Source organism: Streptomyces sp. NPDC056527 (assembly GCF_042794475.1).
Lineage (GTDB): Bacteria > Actinomycetota > Actinomycetes > Streptomycetales > Streptomycetaceae > Streptomyces.
Genome location: NZ_JBHTTQ010000014.1, coordinates 1 through 13,582, shown reverse-complemented (window position 1 = coordinate 13,582; position 13,582 = coordinate 1). Strand labels below are relative to the sequence as shown.

The window sequence follows — 13,582 nt, the reverse complement described above, 5'->3', positions numbered from 1 at the left end:
GCGTACTCCACGATGAGGGCAGGACGGAGGGACGCGTGACCGGCCCCGCGCGGTGTGCGCCGGGTCAGGAGGGTCAGGCGTCGATGACGGTCTGCGTGCTCATCGGTGGGGCGGGCCGCGCGGGGCGGCGGACTCGGCCGGCATGCGCGGCGGCGCGAGTGCGGTGGCGGGGCCCGTGTCGGGCCCGCCCAGGCCGCGGTGCGGGGCCGTGTCGACGGCCGTACGCGCGGGGCCCGCAGGCTGCGGGCCCGGTATGTGGGCGTCAGGTCGGTGCGTGACCGCGACATGCAGCGCCGGGACGTCGTCCGGTCCTGCCCCTTGTCCGGCGTGCCCCGCCACCGTGAGCTGGGCGAGCGGCCTGTCGGCGGGCATGGGCATGCCCTGCGCCCCGGCCACGGGGACGAACAGCGCGAGGACGGTGACGACGAGGGTCAGCGCGGACGCGGCCAGGCGCGCGGAGCGGCTCTGTTGCGGCACGCGTCCCCCATCCTTTCGGTGTTCGTCGGGTGCGCACGGCGTGGCCCCGCCCTGCTCAACGTATGGGGCGCCCCGGTCCGTTCCGTGTTCCTCGGCAGTCTTCTGGTCCCACGTACGCCCCTACGGAGCGGTGAACCTCGCCATGGACACCCGCCTCGAGCTCACCGCGGCTCGACGCTGCCTCACCCTCGCACCGCTGCGGTCGTTGAGCAGTCGGTGCCGAGCCGCACGGAACCGTGAGACTTCTGGGGCCAGAAGCTCTCACAGATGAACATTTTTTGAGAATGACCGTGCGCGACGACCGTCACCCAGAGCTACACGCTGCTTCACTGCGCCGGGACGACGTCACTCTCGCGATCCTCGACGACGACATCCTGTGTGACCTGCTGGTCCTGTCGTACCTGCGGGCACGCCGTACGCCCTGTGGGCTGACACCCTCGCCGAGTTCGCCGAGGACGTCCTCGGCGTCGCCATCTGGACACAGCTGCATGGCCTCCTGGACGCGTCGCGACGATGAGAGCAGAGGAGATACGGCTGTACCTGGTGCCAGTCCGACAGGAGGACGCCAAGGCGTTCGTCGCATCGCCCCAGGCCTCACCCTTTCAGCTGATTAAACTGTGTTGCAGCTATGGAAGTGATATCCCATGAGTGAAAGAGAAGAGGTTGGGTCGTGTGACTGCATGTTTCAATGCGGGCTCTACCCTCACTGCATCTGCATTTACACGCACGATGACGGACGTTGCTATTGCGAGTGCTCTGGGTCGCCTCGCAGTACCAAGGGGGTGGCTCCTCGCGGGCTGAGCCGCGAGGCGATGGTACAGATCTCGATTCGAAACGTCTCCATGGTGGAGCTCGGCACGCGGTTGGCCGAGTGGTGCGATTTTGAAATCTTTGTACCGGCGCGCACCTTCGAGAACAAGGTGACGAAGAAATTGACGAAAGTTCCCTTGGAATCGGCAATTAAGGAACTGGGAATGCTGATCGCCGATCGTCAGTAGCCGATCGAGTGGACTGCGCTGATCAGCGCAGTCCACGGTGGCCCGAATCCTGTGCGGGCGCTGATATGACCGGCCGGACTTCGGTGGATCGTGACTATCCCTCAAGCCTCTTCTCCGCTGCGGGAGTCACGAATTGCCTGGAAGAAGACCGGCACGAGTTCTTCCGTCATCTGGTATCCGGCGACCTTGCCGAAACCGGGCCCCGACTGGTCGGACGGGGATCTCCATGCCGTCCGGCCACCAGCATTTTGTCACGCCCTTTTCGTAAACGCTCTTGAGGCCCCCCGCTGTGGCAGCGCAGATTGGGCTCCTTTCGGTCCCGAGCCATCGTCGACAGGCTCACCTACAACGTCGCGATCATCGAGACCGGCACCGAGTCCTACCGCCTCGCTCAGACCAAGGCCAAGCTGGAGAGGACGCACACCCGCTCAGCCTGAAGGGCCACCCGCACCAGCATCGGATCACGGCCGTCTCTACCATCACCGCATGACCGACGCATCAGCCCTGAACCCGTTCCACCTGGACGAAGACAGCGAAGCCGATGGCTCCCACTGCCTCTACCTTTTCGACGGCGACATGGAGCAGGTCGCCGATGTCTTCGAGCGACACAACGCCGAATGCCACGGCTACGGCTGGGAGGGCCTGGCCCAGTCACTGGCCCACTCCCACATGCCCGAGAACAGCGACAAGCTCCAATTCTTCGGATCGGAGGCCGGAACCTTCGTGGTCACAAGCCCCGACCTCAAGGCCCTCACGGACCTGGCTGTCCTCCTGCATGCCGCCTTCCACGACCGCGAACTCCTCAGCCACTACATCCAGACAGCCGACCCACGCTTCCTCGACCGATAGAACCCACGAGCGGGGCCAGAACAGACCGGAACCCGGAGCCACCGCAAGCCGTTCCGACGGCGAACGCACTCGCTCGGTGGAGCCACCTCAGACCGGAAAAGTGGGGCCGAACCAAAGATCAGCTGTGCTAGAAGCCCATGATCACCGGCTTAGCGTTAACCGCTGTACCGCTGTACCGCTGTACCGCTGTACCGCTGTGCCCCAAGGCCGTTGAAGAGGTTGTGGAGTCCGGTGTTGTTCGCTGCCCAGATCGTCTTGTGCGTGTAGCCACCGGAACCGGAGACGTCGTCCCGCTTCTGGTGCGGCTGGCCCCACTGGATCTTCCGCTTGTTCCGCCGGGACTCCGGCGCGACGTACGCCTCGATGCCGATGATCGGCGTCACGCCGGCCTTCTTGGCCGAGTGGAAGAAGTCGTACGCCCCGTGCAGGTTGCCGTGGTCGGACATGGCGATGTGGGTATCCGCCATCACTGGCGCTGTCGAACTGGACGAGCACCTTGCCGGAGTGAGGCTCCGTCTCCTTCGCATGGAGAGCACCTCCTTGGCGGGGCGTGCTCGTATAGCTACGGCAAACGGACATGTGGTGCTGAGTGCCAGCCCGTCTGGGCCTGCCTCGGTAAATGTTTACACCTCACCTGCGAAAACGCAGTCATCACCCCTGAGGGGCGGGCAGCCGTCCCGGTGTCAAGACTTTCGCTTGGATGGCGGATCTGGCAGGAGCAGTACTGCAGGTGGGGTTGTCAGGAGGCTGTCGTCGAAAGATGGTGGCTTCGACCAGGCTGCTGGGGCTCGCATGTCGACGAGGCCGCCACCGAACTGTGCACCGTGGAATGGCACCGTGCCGCCGGAGAATACGGCGCCGTTGAAGTTGACCTCGCTGCCGGAAAACGTGGTGCCCCGGAAGCTGACCTCGCCGCCGGAGAACGCGGCACCGATGAACCTCAGCTCGCCGCCGGAGAACGTGGCCTCATAGAAGCTCACCTTGCCGCCGGAGAAGATGCCGTTGAAGCTGACCTCGCTGCCGGAGAACGTGGCGCCGTGGAAGGTCACCTTGCCGCCGGAGAACGTGGCGCCGTGGAAGGTCACCTTGCCGCCGGAGAACGTGGCGCCGCGGAAGGTCACCTTGCCGCCGGAGAACTCGGCTCCTTTGAAGCTCACCTTGCCGCCGGAGAACCTGGCGAAGGAGAAGTCGCCGCCATCGAAGACGGCGCCGGTGAAGTCGAGGTCATATCCGCACCAGGACGTCTCGGGTGGGTTGTCGGGTCTGAGGTGGTCACGGATTGTCCGGATGACTGTGAGGCGGACTTCGCGGTTGGCTTGTCCGCCTGCGTGATCCATCGACGAGCCGACTGATGTGTTCTCTTCGGGGCCTAGCGGATAGAGCATGCGTAGGTAGGCGCAGAGGACGTCGATGCAGGTTTGTCGGCGCTCGGTCCAATCGTCGGCGAGTCCGGCCATGGCGTGGACGCCGGCGAGGCGGCAGGCCGCTTCGTCGTGGCCGAGGAGTTCGGCCGCGGTGCTGAAGCGTTCGTTGAGCAGGCGGGTCCGTTCGTGTTCCAGGGTTCTTTCGGTGTTCTGGCGAACGCGTCCTGACCGACAACGGCGCCTGCTACAAGTCGAAGCTGTTCACCCAGAACCTCACCGCGGCCGGCATCAGCCACAAGAAGATCCGGCCCTACCGGCCGCAGACGAACGGCAAAGTCGAACGCTTCAACCGCACCCTGCTCGACGAATGGGCCTACCTGAAGCCCTACACGTCCAACACGGAGCGGACCGAAGCCCTGGCAGACTTCCTCCACACCTACAACCACCACCGCTGCCACACCGCACTCGACGGACACCCGCCCATCAGCCGCGTGAACAACGCTGCGGGTCAATACAGCTAGGCCGTGTATCGAAGGATCTTGGACTGTGAATGATCACGGTTCATGGGTCGGGGAGATCTCACGGACGAGCAGTGGGCGCTACTGAAGTCGTTGTTGCCGAAGAGGGCCAGCGCAGGGCGGCCGCCCGTCTGGTCTCGGCGGCAGCTGATCGACGGCATACGGTTCCGGGTCCGGACCGGTGTTCCGTGGCGGGACGTCCCCGTCGAGTACGGGCCGTGGGGCCGGGTCTACGACCTGGGCTACGAGGCGACCGTCCTCGTCGCTGCCATCAACGAGTGACTGTGACCCCGCCCATCGGCCCTAGCCTCTGCCCCGCCTTCCCTCTTAGGCTGCGTGATCCACATCGTTCGGGAGATCATGAACTTCACTCGATATCGCAGACCGTCGGCCTTCCTGCTACTGGCGGTGGCGGTCGTCCTCGGCGCCGCCGCCTTGGCCGGGCTCGAGTCGGGAGGACAGGGCGCGCTGGTCCTGCTGCTCGGGCTCCGCGAGTACGTCCTTCTGCTGGGGTGGATTGCCCTGGCCGCGGTTACCGGGGCGGCTCTGCTGGGGCTAGCGGAATCCTCGCTGCGCGTGCCCCTGGTCACCATGCTGCTGGTCGTCGGCGTTCCAACGTTGCTTATTGGCGGCTGGGTCTCCGCGGTCTTCGGTGCTTCGGACGAGGAGGTGAAGACGGAGTTGGCTCCCGGCCGCGGCGACCGCCGGCTGGTCGTGGTGGCGCGGCACGGCTTCCTCGACCCCGTTTGGTGCGTCTACGTCCACCAGGGGAGCCGGCCGCTAGAACGCCGCTGGAGTGTCGGCTGCTTCAACGGCGACGACGAAGACAACGAACTCGACGAGACCGTGTGGACGGCTGCTGACCGGATTCGCATGACCACCGAGGGAGGCGCGGTCCACGAGGTGACCATCGCCCCAGGCGGTCGGCCCGACCGGGTTGTTTCCGTCGGCTAGTGACCTGAGTCGGAATGTTCTACACCTCGATCGATCGGTGGTTGGGCCCGCTCCTGACCGGGGTGCGGTCGTCTCGACATCGCTGACCGAAGCACCCGCAAGCCGGGCAAGTTGCCGAAGGATCACCGTCCCCGGTCACCAGAACAATTCCGATACACGCCCTAGCCCGGCGGTCCCATGTGGCACTGACAACGCAGGGGCAGCCAGTTGGCCGCGTATCGGCTCGAATCAGGGAGACAGGCCCTAGGCATGGCGCGGCGGGGCTGCCTGCTTCGTTGGTTCGGGTGCGCCGTTGACTGATGCGCCGGGGGTGCGCCGGATGTCAGGGAACCAGCATTCGAGCCCGGCGATCGCATCCCGCCAAGCCCTCCCGCTCGGCGCGTTGTCAGTGCGGTAGGCCAAACTCGGCCCATGCCATACGTCACTTCAACAGTTTCTGAGTCGTGGGCCCGGATCGACGCGTGGCTTCGCACGCATGCCCCCGCCTCATTCCACGTGCTCGCTCCACCCGCCGATCCGGATGCGGTCGAGAAGGCGCAGACGGATATGGGCCTGAGGTTTCCACCGGATCTACTGGACTCGTTGGCCTGTCATGACGGTCAGATCAAGTGGGCCAACATCTTCCCTGAACGGCCTCCAGCGCCTGTCGCCGAGATCGTCTCTTTCTGGCGCATGTCGGTGGACATCGCTGGGGACGACCCCGACCTATGCGAGCCGCATGAGGAAGGTGGCGAGCCCTGGTGGCATGCGCAGTGGATCCCGTGGGCGCACAGCGACAGCGACGCCCAGGTCATCGACATGCGCGAAGGCCCAGACCAGGGGCGCGTTGGAAGTTCCCAGCATGATGACACGGCGACCTTCGAGGGCGGATGGCCGTCACTGTCCGCCTATCTCAAGCACGTGGCAGACGTCCTCGACCACGGCGGCACCGTCGGGCCATGGGCGCCCTACCTGACCTCGGGCGGCGAGTTGTGGTGGTCCTTCGAGGGACAAACGGTGCTGAATGGATCACCTTTGACTCCCGCTCCCACTTCTCAGGACATCTGACCAGCCATCACTGCCAGGCGCCCTGACGCGGTCGACCGTCACCACGGGTGCGGTCCGAAGAACGCCATTCGGTCGCAGGAGTCATTGGCATTGCTCCGATTCCACGAGGACACCCTCGTGCCCCACCCTGCCTGTGGCCCGAAGTGGTCCGCCCGACTGTCGGCATGACCCCGGTGGAGGACATCGCGATCCGGCCGCAGGAACTCAGCATGACAAGGTCTTCGAGGGACACGATGTCGCAGGACTTCGACCTGCCGGCCCTCCGCGACGAGTACAAGGACCCCCTCCAGCGAGTCATCGACGCTCGCTGCGCAGGCAGCCACGCAGGGGGCAGCCCGCGGTCTCAGGCCGGTGCCGTCGGCCGCAGGCCCTGGAGCAGCAGTGCGATCAACCGGCGCGGGTCGTAGCGCGGGTCGGTGTCGCGTCCGATGCACAAGTTACCGACGCCGCGCATCAACTCGTACGCCCGGATGTCGGGCTGGATGTCTCCGGCCGTGGCCGCCGCGTCGAGCAGCTGCCTACACACGGGCTCGAGGCGGTCGAGGAAGTAGGTGTGCAAGGTGGCGAACCGTTCGCTGTCCGACTGCAGGGCGTCGGCGAGCCCGTGCTTGGTGACCAGGAAGTCGGCGAAGAGGTCGATCCACTGACAGAGCGCCTCGAAGGGGGATCTGGCCTCGTTGAGCAGGCGGGGTCCGGCCTCCGCACACGCCTCGATCTGGTGGCGGTAGACGGCGGTGACGAGTTCCGCTCTGGTCGGGAAGTGGCGGTAGATCGTCCCCATGCCGACCCCTGCCGCAGCCGCGATCTGGCGGATCGGCGCGTCAACGCCCGAGGCAACGAACACCTCGGCCGCGGCGGCGAGCAGCGTCTCCTGGTTGCGCCGGGCGTCGGCCCGCTTCCCGCGGCCCGGCTCTTTCGCCTCGGCGTTCTGCGTGGGCATTAGTCGTTCCTCCAGCAACATTGACAAAGCGGAGCACTGTTCCGGATATTAAGCGGAGCAGTGTTCCGCTTCAGGTTATCGGAGCGGAACACCCTTGCCACCCCCACGGTCCGGAGCCGCGACGGCCCCGGCCACAGAAGGGACCACCTGCCATGAGCGCACCCACGCCCACTCTCCCTGCCGACCTCGGCTCGCCGAGCCCCGTCCTGTCGTACGGCCCGGTCGTCCTGCCCGTGCCCGGACGCCCAGTGGACCTCCACCTCCGCGTCTCCGCGCCCGAGACTGGAACCGACCTGCCCGTCATCCTGATCTCGCACGGTCACGGCGGCTCGAACCACCTTTCCTCTCTCCACGGCTACGCTCCGCTGGCCGACCTCTGGGCCGCGGCCGGGTTCGTCGTCGTCCAACCCACTCACCTCAGCTCCCGGACCCTTACCCACCTTGTCGCCGACGCCCCTGGCGCCCCGCTCTTCTGGCGCTCGCGCGCCGAGGACATGAGCCACATCCTCGACCGGCTCGACGAGATCGAGAACGCCGTACCGAAGCTCGCTGGCCGTGTCGACCGCGACAGCATCGCCGTGGCCGGGCACTCCATGGGCGGCCACACGGCCGCTCTCCTGTTGGGCGCCCGCACCATAGACGCCGACACCGGCGAGGAGGTCAACCTGGCCGAGCCCCGTATCAAGGCCGGCGTCCTGCTTGCCGCACCGGGGCGGGGCGGCGACATCCTCAACGGACCGATGGCCTCGGTGGTGTCGTTCCTCGACACCATCGACTTCTCCACCATGACCACGCCGGCGCTGGTCGTCGTCGGCGACAAAGACGACTCCCAGTACTTCACCGACATGGGCCCCGACTGGCACGCCGACTCCTACGCCCTCGCTCCCGCACCCAAGACGCTGCTCACCCTGTTCGGTGCCGAGCACCTCCTCGGCGGCGTCTCCGGATACGACGCTGCCGAGACCACCGACGAGAACCCCGAGCGCGTCGCCGCCCTCGCCCACCTCGCCGCCGCCTATCTCCGCACGCAGTTCCACCCCGGCGACGGCGCGTGGCACACCGCGACCACCGCGCTGGCCTCCGGCCCCGCCGCCGTGGGGCGGCTCGAGGCGAAGTGAGCCCGGGCGGGCCTCCACTTCCCGGCACGCGGCCGGGCTCATTGCGGCCAGCACCACACTGTCCTGGTGACGGCGCGGCCGGTCTGCCCTAAAGCACCACCCCGACGACCGCATGGCTGGCTATCCCTTCGAAGGCGGGTCGGTGCCGAACGCCATCAGTGGAACGCAGCCCCTGCCGGATCCGTTGGGGGAGTAGCGGACGCCCGGCGGCCGGGCGAGCTGTTGAAACGGGGGCTGAATGCTCGGCAGAGACGAAGTCACGACGTACTTGAACGAGCAGGAGTTCGACGCTGTGTTCGGCAGCGGCGACCCCGGCGATATACCCGGTGGCCCGCTTCCGCCGCCAGACGTTCTTGTCGCGGTTACGCTCGCGCCCTTCGTCACCGCGGTGGCGGCGTCCCTGGGCGCGGGGCTAGGACGGTGGATCGAAGGGGCGGCCGTGCGCATCCTGCGACACGTACCGCGTTCCGCGATTCTTGGCCGGTCATCACGGTTGCTGCGGGCGCGGGATGAAGCCGGCGACGCCGTGAGAGCGAACGAGACCGATGAATCGGTCCCTCCCTCTCTCACCGTAACCACTGAAGGGGGAACGCGGATCCAACTGTCCACCCACACACCAGTCGACGCCTTGGCAACGCTTCCCACTGTCGACTTCACCGACGTGCACGAACTCGGCGAGGTACCCACGACTGTCCGGTGGATCGGCAGCGGTTGGCGAGCTGTCAGCATCAAGGACGGTCAGATCATCGACGCAGAGTGGCATCCCGAATCGCGGCAGTGGATCAGTCTTCGCTTCTAAGGTTCGGTTCTGCCTCGTTGAACAGCACCCTGTCCCGGTTGAGTTGATCTAACCTGCCACGCGCGAACCACGCGAACAGGGGGCGGGAATGAAGCGGTCGGCAGGGCGAGGCAAGTACGAGTATGGGCGGAGCGTGTGGACCACGCTCTCCGGCTGGGGCATGGTGCTCAGCGCCGCCTGGGCAATCGGGTGCGTGCTGTGGGGCGTCGGATCGTACCCGCCGTTGTACTTCGAGACGGCGGTAGCTGGTCTGTCCTTGCTCTTCGCCGCCGCCTGGATCATCTCTTCGCGCCGGGCCCCTCGGCGGAAGTCGTACTGGCCGCGGCGTGGCCTCGCGAGTATCAGGCCCTTCCGCGATGCCTCGGCCGACGACGGCGAGTACAGCGGCCGCGCGCTGGTGTGGTTCATCGCCTTGCTGGTGCCGCTGGCCACCCTGGCCTGCTTCGCCGTGGGGCTCATGGTCTCTCCGGAGTACGGACGGGAGACTGCTCGGCTGGACGCGGCCGGCTGGGGTGAGCATCCGGCGACCGTGGTCCGGCTCTTCGGGGATCCGGTCCAGGGGCAGGACCATTCCGACGGGCCGGTGTACTACGAAACCGACCTCGTCCTGCGGATCCCGTACGTGGACGGGCCCCGCGAGGTGACCAAGCGCGCGCTGGTTACCCGGCATGCTCCGAAGGCGGGAACGACGATCCAGCTGTTCTACGCGCCGGGAGACCCTCGCCCGCAATCGCCGGTGTTGACCGACGGCCGTCGCCAACGGCCGGGCCTGGGCAACCTCAACTTCTACCTTCTCCTCGGACTCGTCCTGATGGTTCCGCCGACGGCGATCCTGAAGGGCGCTCTCGACTGGGACATGGCGCCCCGGGTACGGCGGTTCAGACCCGTCGTCCACCTTCCGGCCTTCGGGTTCCTCGTCCTGGGACTGCTCCTGCTGCTGCCGAACGCCCTGGGATGGGAGTCGGCCGGTCCGGCCGCCTTCTTGTCCTGCGTCACCCCTGGGGCCGCCCTGGCCTGGGTCTGGCGTACTGCCTGACGATCATCTTCGGCCCTGCGACGCAGCCAACGGGCTGGCCTTCGACTGTCAAGGATTCAGAGTGGTCCATGTTTGACCGCCGACGATGCCATCGACCTCAATGCTCATGAGGTTCTGGAACTTCTTGACCGCTGCGTCTGTCCCAGGTCCAAACGCGCCACTGATGGGCCCAGGGTCGAATCCCGAATCCCGAATCACTCGCTGAAGCAGCGCCACGGCCCCGCCCTGCGAGCCCTGCTGAAGCGTGGGTAGCCCCTGCATGTCCTCTCCTGGCAGGGCTTCCCAGGTCTCGGGACCTACGGTGCCGTTGGCCGGAAGGCCGTTCGCGGCCTGGAAGGCTCTGGCTGCCGTGGCTACTTTTGAACCGGCGACAAGGTCGCCGTTGTTGTCCCCGATGGGGCCGGGATCAAATCCTGCCCTTACCAGGGCTCGCTGAAGCGTCTGGATATGCAACCTGAAGACCACCGGATTGACCGTGCCTTCTTTGAGCGTGGGGAAGATCTGCATACCTCTTCTTCTCTTCTCTTCGAGTGAGGTTGCCAACGTGGTGCGGCTACATGCGGTGCCGTCCTCGGCTTCGTGGCCTCTACATCAAGGGCTAGCACCTCAAGGCAAACCATTCCAAATTATTTGATTACGGGCTAGCTAACGCGCCGTTGGGTGAGTCAGCTGGGAATACGGGATCCGCCCCTGAGTGCGTGGCCCGGCGCAGCCATCGCGGGCTGCATGGTGACGGGCTGGTTCACAAAGCGCTCAGCCAGCACATTGACGTGATCCGCTCGCGTCAGGGACCGCCGTGCCTGGAGACTCATGAATGGGCGGTGTCTGATGGTGGGCCTGGCCACCCCGCCAGAGAACGGCGACTGACACCAGCCATTCCGTCGACGCGTTGAGGAGCTCGTTGATCACGGTTCTCCCCATTCGTCGCGTGCCCCGTAGCGCGTGGCGTCTCCGGCAACGAGTGGTTGTCCCATGTCTACGGCGTGTGCTTGGACTCTGTGATCCGCATGGCGCACTGTGATCGGGGTTGGTTGACAGCGCCGTGCGGTCAAAGGATAGTCCTGCTATCCAATGCTCCCGGTTGTCTGCCGAGGCGTGGCTGACATCGGGCAGCTCACGGGCCGTCAACGGCCCAGAGGGACGGGGGACAGGACTCGTGCGTCGAACGAAGAGCACAGCGTTAGGGACTGCCGGGATCGCATGCAGTGTCGTACTGAGCCTGTTGTTGTCGGCCTGTACGCCGGGCGGCAGCGACGAATCCAACGGCGACCGGGCAAAGGACGCCTTCCTGGAAGCGGCGTCCGCGCTGAGTAAGGCACCTGCCGTCGGCTACAGCATGAGCATGGCCGGGATGACGACGCAGATGCGCTCGACCCGCGACGGCGCAGCCACCGGCACGATCACCCTCGCAGGGACACCGACGAGCGTGCTCACCGTCGGCGGCAAGACCTACGTGCGCTGGCAGAACGGCCTTCCCGGCGGCAGCGCCGCATCCCGCCCGGGCCAGGCCGACATGCTCAAGGACAAGTGGGTCACCGGCAGCATGGCCTCAGGCATGGGCCGCACGCTGACACCGAAACAACTCGGGGAGTCACTCGCACAGCAGCTGGCCCAGCCCGGCAGCCGCTTCCCCGCCCGGGACACGACAGTGACGATCGCGGGGAAACCCGCGTGGAAGGCGTCCACGCCGACCAGCGACGTCTACGTCACCAGCACTGCCCCGCACCAGGTGCTCCGGATTACGCCCAAGGGGACCGGCGGGGGAGCCATACCCGGCATGCCGTCACTGCCCGGCTCGGTCCCGAAGCCGCCCACGGATCTGCCCTCCCCGACACCAACGCAGTCGGAACGGGCCAGCCGCTCCCAGCCGCGCCAACGACCCGCTGCCCCGGCGCCCACAGCGCCCGGGCAGATCGATCTGGACCAGATGGATTCCCGCGCCATCGACGACCTCTTCGACGACCTCGTGCGCGACACCAGGCAGCTGAAGAAGAACTCCGTCGACCTGTCCTACCAGTTCAGCACGCAAGGCAAGGCCGCCTTCACCGGCTGCGGACCAGGGGCCTGCACGGTCACCATGACGCTCAGCAGCACCTTCGTCAGCGCCAACGTCAAGCCCCCGAAGAACGTCAATGCCGTGATGACGGTGTCCATGACCGGCAGCGGCGCCCCGGTCGGCGGCTGCACCACCAGCGGCACCCTCCCGGTCAACGGCGCCGGTTCGCTGTCGTGCACCAACACCTCGCCCGCATGGGCCAGCTGGTACCAGCGCGCCCGCAGCCAGCGCGGCACCCACGTCTACACCGCCCTGGCCCAGGTCGTCGGCCAGGCCCTCGCCGAGGCGACGGTCGACTACCTGATCGAGGAACTGCTGCGCCGGCACGAGGAGTACCAGCGCGAACATGTCGACACCGGCACACCCAGCGCGTCACCCAGCCGGACCGACAGCTGCACCCCGCAGGCCCCCGTCTACGGGCCGCTGAACGCGGGGCGTGGAACCTCGGGACACGTTGTCCTGTGTGACCCGCCGCCGACGGGCTCGGCGGCGTCGATAGCTCCGCGGGGCTACAACTCCGCAGTCCACGACCGGGGGCACCTGATCGGCGACCAGTTCGGCGGGTCGGGAGGCACGCTCTCCAACGTCGTGACCCTCTTCCGGCAGATGAACCAGGTCGTCATGCGGACCTGCGAGAACCGGGTGCGCGAGCTGGTGAAGGCAGAGGACCCGGTGGACTACACCGTCACGGCGAACTACATCCCCGGCCAGGTGATCCCCGCCAGCATCACCATGACCGCCAAGGGCAGCAAGGGCAGCATCTTCTCCAAGACCATCCCCAACACCCCCACGGCCAGCCATGTCTGCAAGAAGTAGCCTCGCCGACCTCCTCGGCCCCGCCCCCAGCACGGCACCACCGGTCGACTGGGACCAGACCGAGCAACGCCTCGGCTTCCCCGTGCCCGCGGACTACCGCGCATGGGCAGCCGACTATCCGCAGATCACGATCGACGGCTTCCTGACCGTCTTCCACCCCGCCGCCACGCCACCCAACCTCTTCACCGCCGCAGACGACCTGCTCGTCTTCGACCGGATGCTGAAGGAGGCAGATCCCGAGGACATTCCCTACCCCCTGCAGCCCGAGCCCGGAGGTCTCTATCCGTGGGGGACGACGATGAACAGCGAGCGTCTGCACTGGTACCCGGCAGGCGACCGCGTCGTCGTCATCGGCCGCGCCGGCAACTGGGAACACCCCGGCACCATGACGCAGTTCCTGGAGGACATCCTCACTCGTCAGGTGATCTGCCCTCTGTTCCCTGACACCTTCCCCCGCCCAGGATTCACCACCGCTTCCACCTGAACCCTGGCGCGGACACCTGAGTGCGCCGGGGGGGGGGGGCGCGCGGCGGCTGGGGCCCCCCCCCCCCCCACACACCAAACCCCCACAGCCCCGCCGTGGGATACAGTGGGGGGGGAAGAAGGGGGT

16 protein-coding genes and 2 pseudogenes are annotated in these 13,582 nt (G+C 66.7%); 13 read left to right on the top strand and 5 right to left on the bottom strand.

Features of this window, described 5'->3' with window-relative positions:
- Positions 1-99: 99 nt before the first annotated feature.
- Positions 100-477 (bottom strand): hypothetical protein, encoded by a 378-nt coding sequence (locus ACFQ7Q_RS10495; protein WP_383552096.1) that lies wholly within the window; start codon positions 475-477, stop codon positions 100-102.
- Between the two features lie 842 nt (positions 478-1,319).
- Between ACFQ7Q_RS10495 and ACFQ7Q_RS10490 the strand changes: the two genes are divergently transcribed.
- The 3 genes from ACFQ7Q_RS10490 to ACFQ7Q_RS10480 all read left to right on the top strand — a co-directional run bounded on the left by ACFQ7Q_RS10490 (position 1,320) and on the right by ACFQ7Q_RS10480 (position 2,324).
- Positions 1,320-1,475, top strand: a complete 156-nt coding sequence (locus ACFQ7Q_RS10490; protein ID WP_383552094.1) for a hypothetical protein — start codon at positions 1,320-1,322, stop codon at positions 1,473-1,475.
- Positions 1,476-1,777: 302 nt separating this feature from the next.
- Positions 1,778-1,912, top strand: coding sequence for a hypothetical protein (locus tag ACFQ7Q_RS10485; RefSeq protein WP_383552357.1), 135 nt, complete (start codon positions 1,778-1,780; stop codon positions 1,910-1,912).
- 49 nt (positions 1,913-1,961) lie between these two features.
- Entirely contained in the window at positions 1,962-2,324 is a 363-nt protein-coding gene (locus tag ACFQ7Q_RS10480) for an Imm51 family immunity protein (RefSeq protein ID WP_383552092.1), read from the top strand.
- A gap of 164 nt (positions 2,325-2,488) precedes the next feature.
- On the opposite strand, the pseudogene ACFQ7Q_RS10475 reads toward ACFQ7Q_RS10480, so the two are convergent.
- Positions 2,489-2,791: pseudogene (locus tag ACFQ7Q_RS10475) on the bottom strand (PHP domain-containing protein); the annotation flags it as partial.
- Between the two features lie 216 nt (positions 2,792-3,007).
- Positions 3,008-3,781, bottom strand: a complete 774-nt coding sequence (locus tag ACFQ7Q_RS10470; protein WP_383552090.1) for a pentapeptide repeat-containing protein — start codon at positions 3,779-3,781, stop codon at positions 3,008-3,010.
- 3 nt (positions 3,782-3,784) lie between these two features.
- Here ACFQ7Q_RS10470 and ACFQ7Q_RS10465 point away from each other — a divergent pair, with 3 nt between their 5' ends.
- The 5 genes and pseudogenes from ACFQ7Q_RS10465 (at position 3,785) to ACFQ7Q_RS10445 (ending at position 6,207) form a co-directional block, all read left to right on the top strand.
- Positions 3,785-3,916, top strand: a complete 132-nt coding sequence (locus ACFQ7Q_RS10465; protein ID WP_383552088.1) for a hypothetical protein — start codon at positions 3,785-3,787, stop codon at positions 3,914-3,916.
- A pseudogene (locus tag ACFQ7Q_RS10460) lies at positions 3,898-4,209 on the top strand (integrase core domain-containing protein); the annotation flags it as partial. The gene ACFQ7Q_RS10465 and the pseudogene ACFQ7Q_RS10460, both read left to right, overlap by 19 nt.
- Positions 4,210-4,251: 42 nt before the next feature.
- Entirely contained in the window at positions 4,252-4,488 is a 237-nt protein-coding gene (locus ACFQ7Q_RS10455) for a transposase (RefSeq protein WP_383552086.1), read from the top strand.
- A 54-nt stretch (positions 4,489-4,542) separates the two neighbouring features.
- The gene (locus ACFQ7Q_RS10450) at positions 4,543-5,160 is read left to right on the top strand and encodes a hypothetical protein (RefSeq protein ID WP_383552084.1); all 618 of its coding nucleotides are present in this window, start codon (positions 4,543-4,545) and stop codon (positions 5,158-5,160) included.
- Positions 5,161-5,571: 411 nt separating this feature from the next.
- Complete coding sequence (locus tag ACFQ7Q_RS10445) at positions 5,572-6,207, top strand: SMI1/KNR4 family protein (protein ID WP_383552082.1); 636 nt, start codon at positions 5,572-5,574, stop codon at positions 6,205-6,207.
- Between the two features lie 343 nt (positions 6,208-6,550).
- Here the strand turns inward: ACFQ7Q_RS10445 and ACFQ7Q_RS10440 are convergent, their stop codons facing one another.
- Positions 6,551-7,147, bottom strand: coding sequence for a TetR/AcrR family transcriptional regulator (locus tag ACFQ7Q_RS10440; RefSeq protein WP_383552079.1), 597 nt, complete (start codon positions 7,145-7,147; stop codon positions 6,551-6,553).
- Between the two features lie 152 nt (positions 7,148-7,299).
- On the opposite strand from ACFQ7Q_RS10440, the gene ACFQ7Q_RS10435 reads away from it, so the two are divergent.
- From ACFQ7Q_RS10435 to ACFQ7Q_RS10425, 3 genes are all read left to right on the top strand, one after another.
- Positions 7,300-8,265 (top strand): alpha/beta hydrolase family protein, encoded by a 966-nt coding sequence (locus ACFQ7Q_RS10435; RefSeq protein ID WP_383552077.1) that lies wholly within the window; start codon positions 7,300-7,302, stop codon positions 8,263-8,265.
- Positions 8,266-8,503: 238 nt separating this feature from the next.
- Positions 8,504-9,064 (top strand): hypothetical protein, encoded by a 561-nt coding sequence (locus ACFQ7Q_RS10430; RefSeq protein ID WP_383552075.1) that lies wholly within the window; start codon positions 8,504-8,506, stop codon positions 9,062-9,064.
- Positions 9,065-9,152: 88 nt separating this feature from the next.
- Positions 9,153-10,100: a hypothetical protein gene (locus tag ACFQ7Q_RS10425; protein ID WP_383552073.1), complete on the top strand. Its 948-nt coding sequence runs from the start codon at positions 9,153-9,155 to the stop codon at positions 10,098-10,100.
- Positions 10,101-10,148: 48 nt separating this feature from the next.
- On the opposite strand, the gene ACFQ7Q_RS10420 is transcribed toward ACFQ7Q_RS10425, so the two are convergent.
- Positions 10,149-10,607, bottom strand: a complete 459-nt coding sequence (locus ACFQ7Q_RS10420) for a peptidoglycan-binding protein (RefSeq protein ID WP_383552071.1) — start codon at positions 10,605-10,607, stop codon at positions 10,149-10,151.
- A gap of 844 nt (positions 10,608-11,451) precedes the next feature.
- Between ACFQ7Q_RS10420 and ACFQ7Q_RS10415 the strand changes: the two genes are divergently transcribed.
- Together ACFQ7Q_RS10415 and ACFQ7Q_RS10410 are read left to right on the top strand one after the other, a co-directional pair.
- On the top strand, positions 11,452-12,972 hold the full coding sequence (locus tag ACFQ7Q_RS10415) for a DNA/RNA non-specific endonuclease (protein WP_383552069.1): 1,521 nt from the start codon (positions 11,452-11,454) through the stop codon (positions 12,970-12,972).
- Positions 12,956-13,456, top strand: coding sequence for a hypothetical protein (locus tag ACFQ7Q_RS10410; protein WP_383552067.1), 501 nt, complete (start codon positions 12,956-12,958; stop codon positions 13,454-13,456). Before ACFQ7Q_RS10415 ends, ACFQ7Q_RS10410 begins: the two co-directional genes overlap by 17 nt.
- Positions 13,457-13,582: the final 126 nt, after the last annotated feature.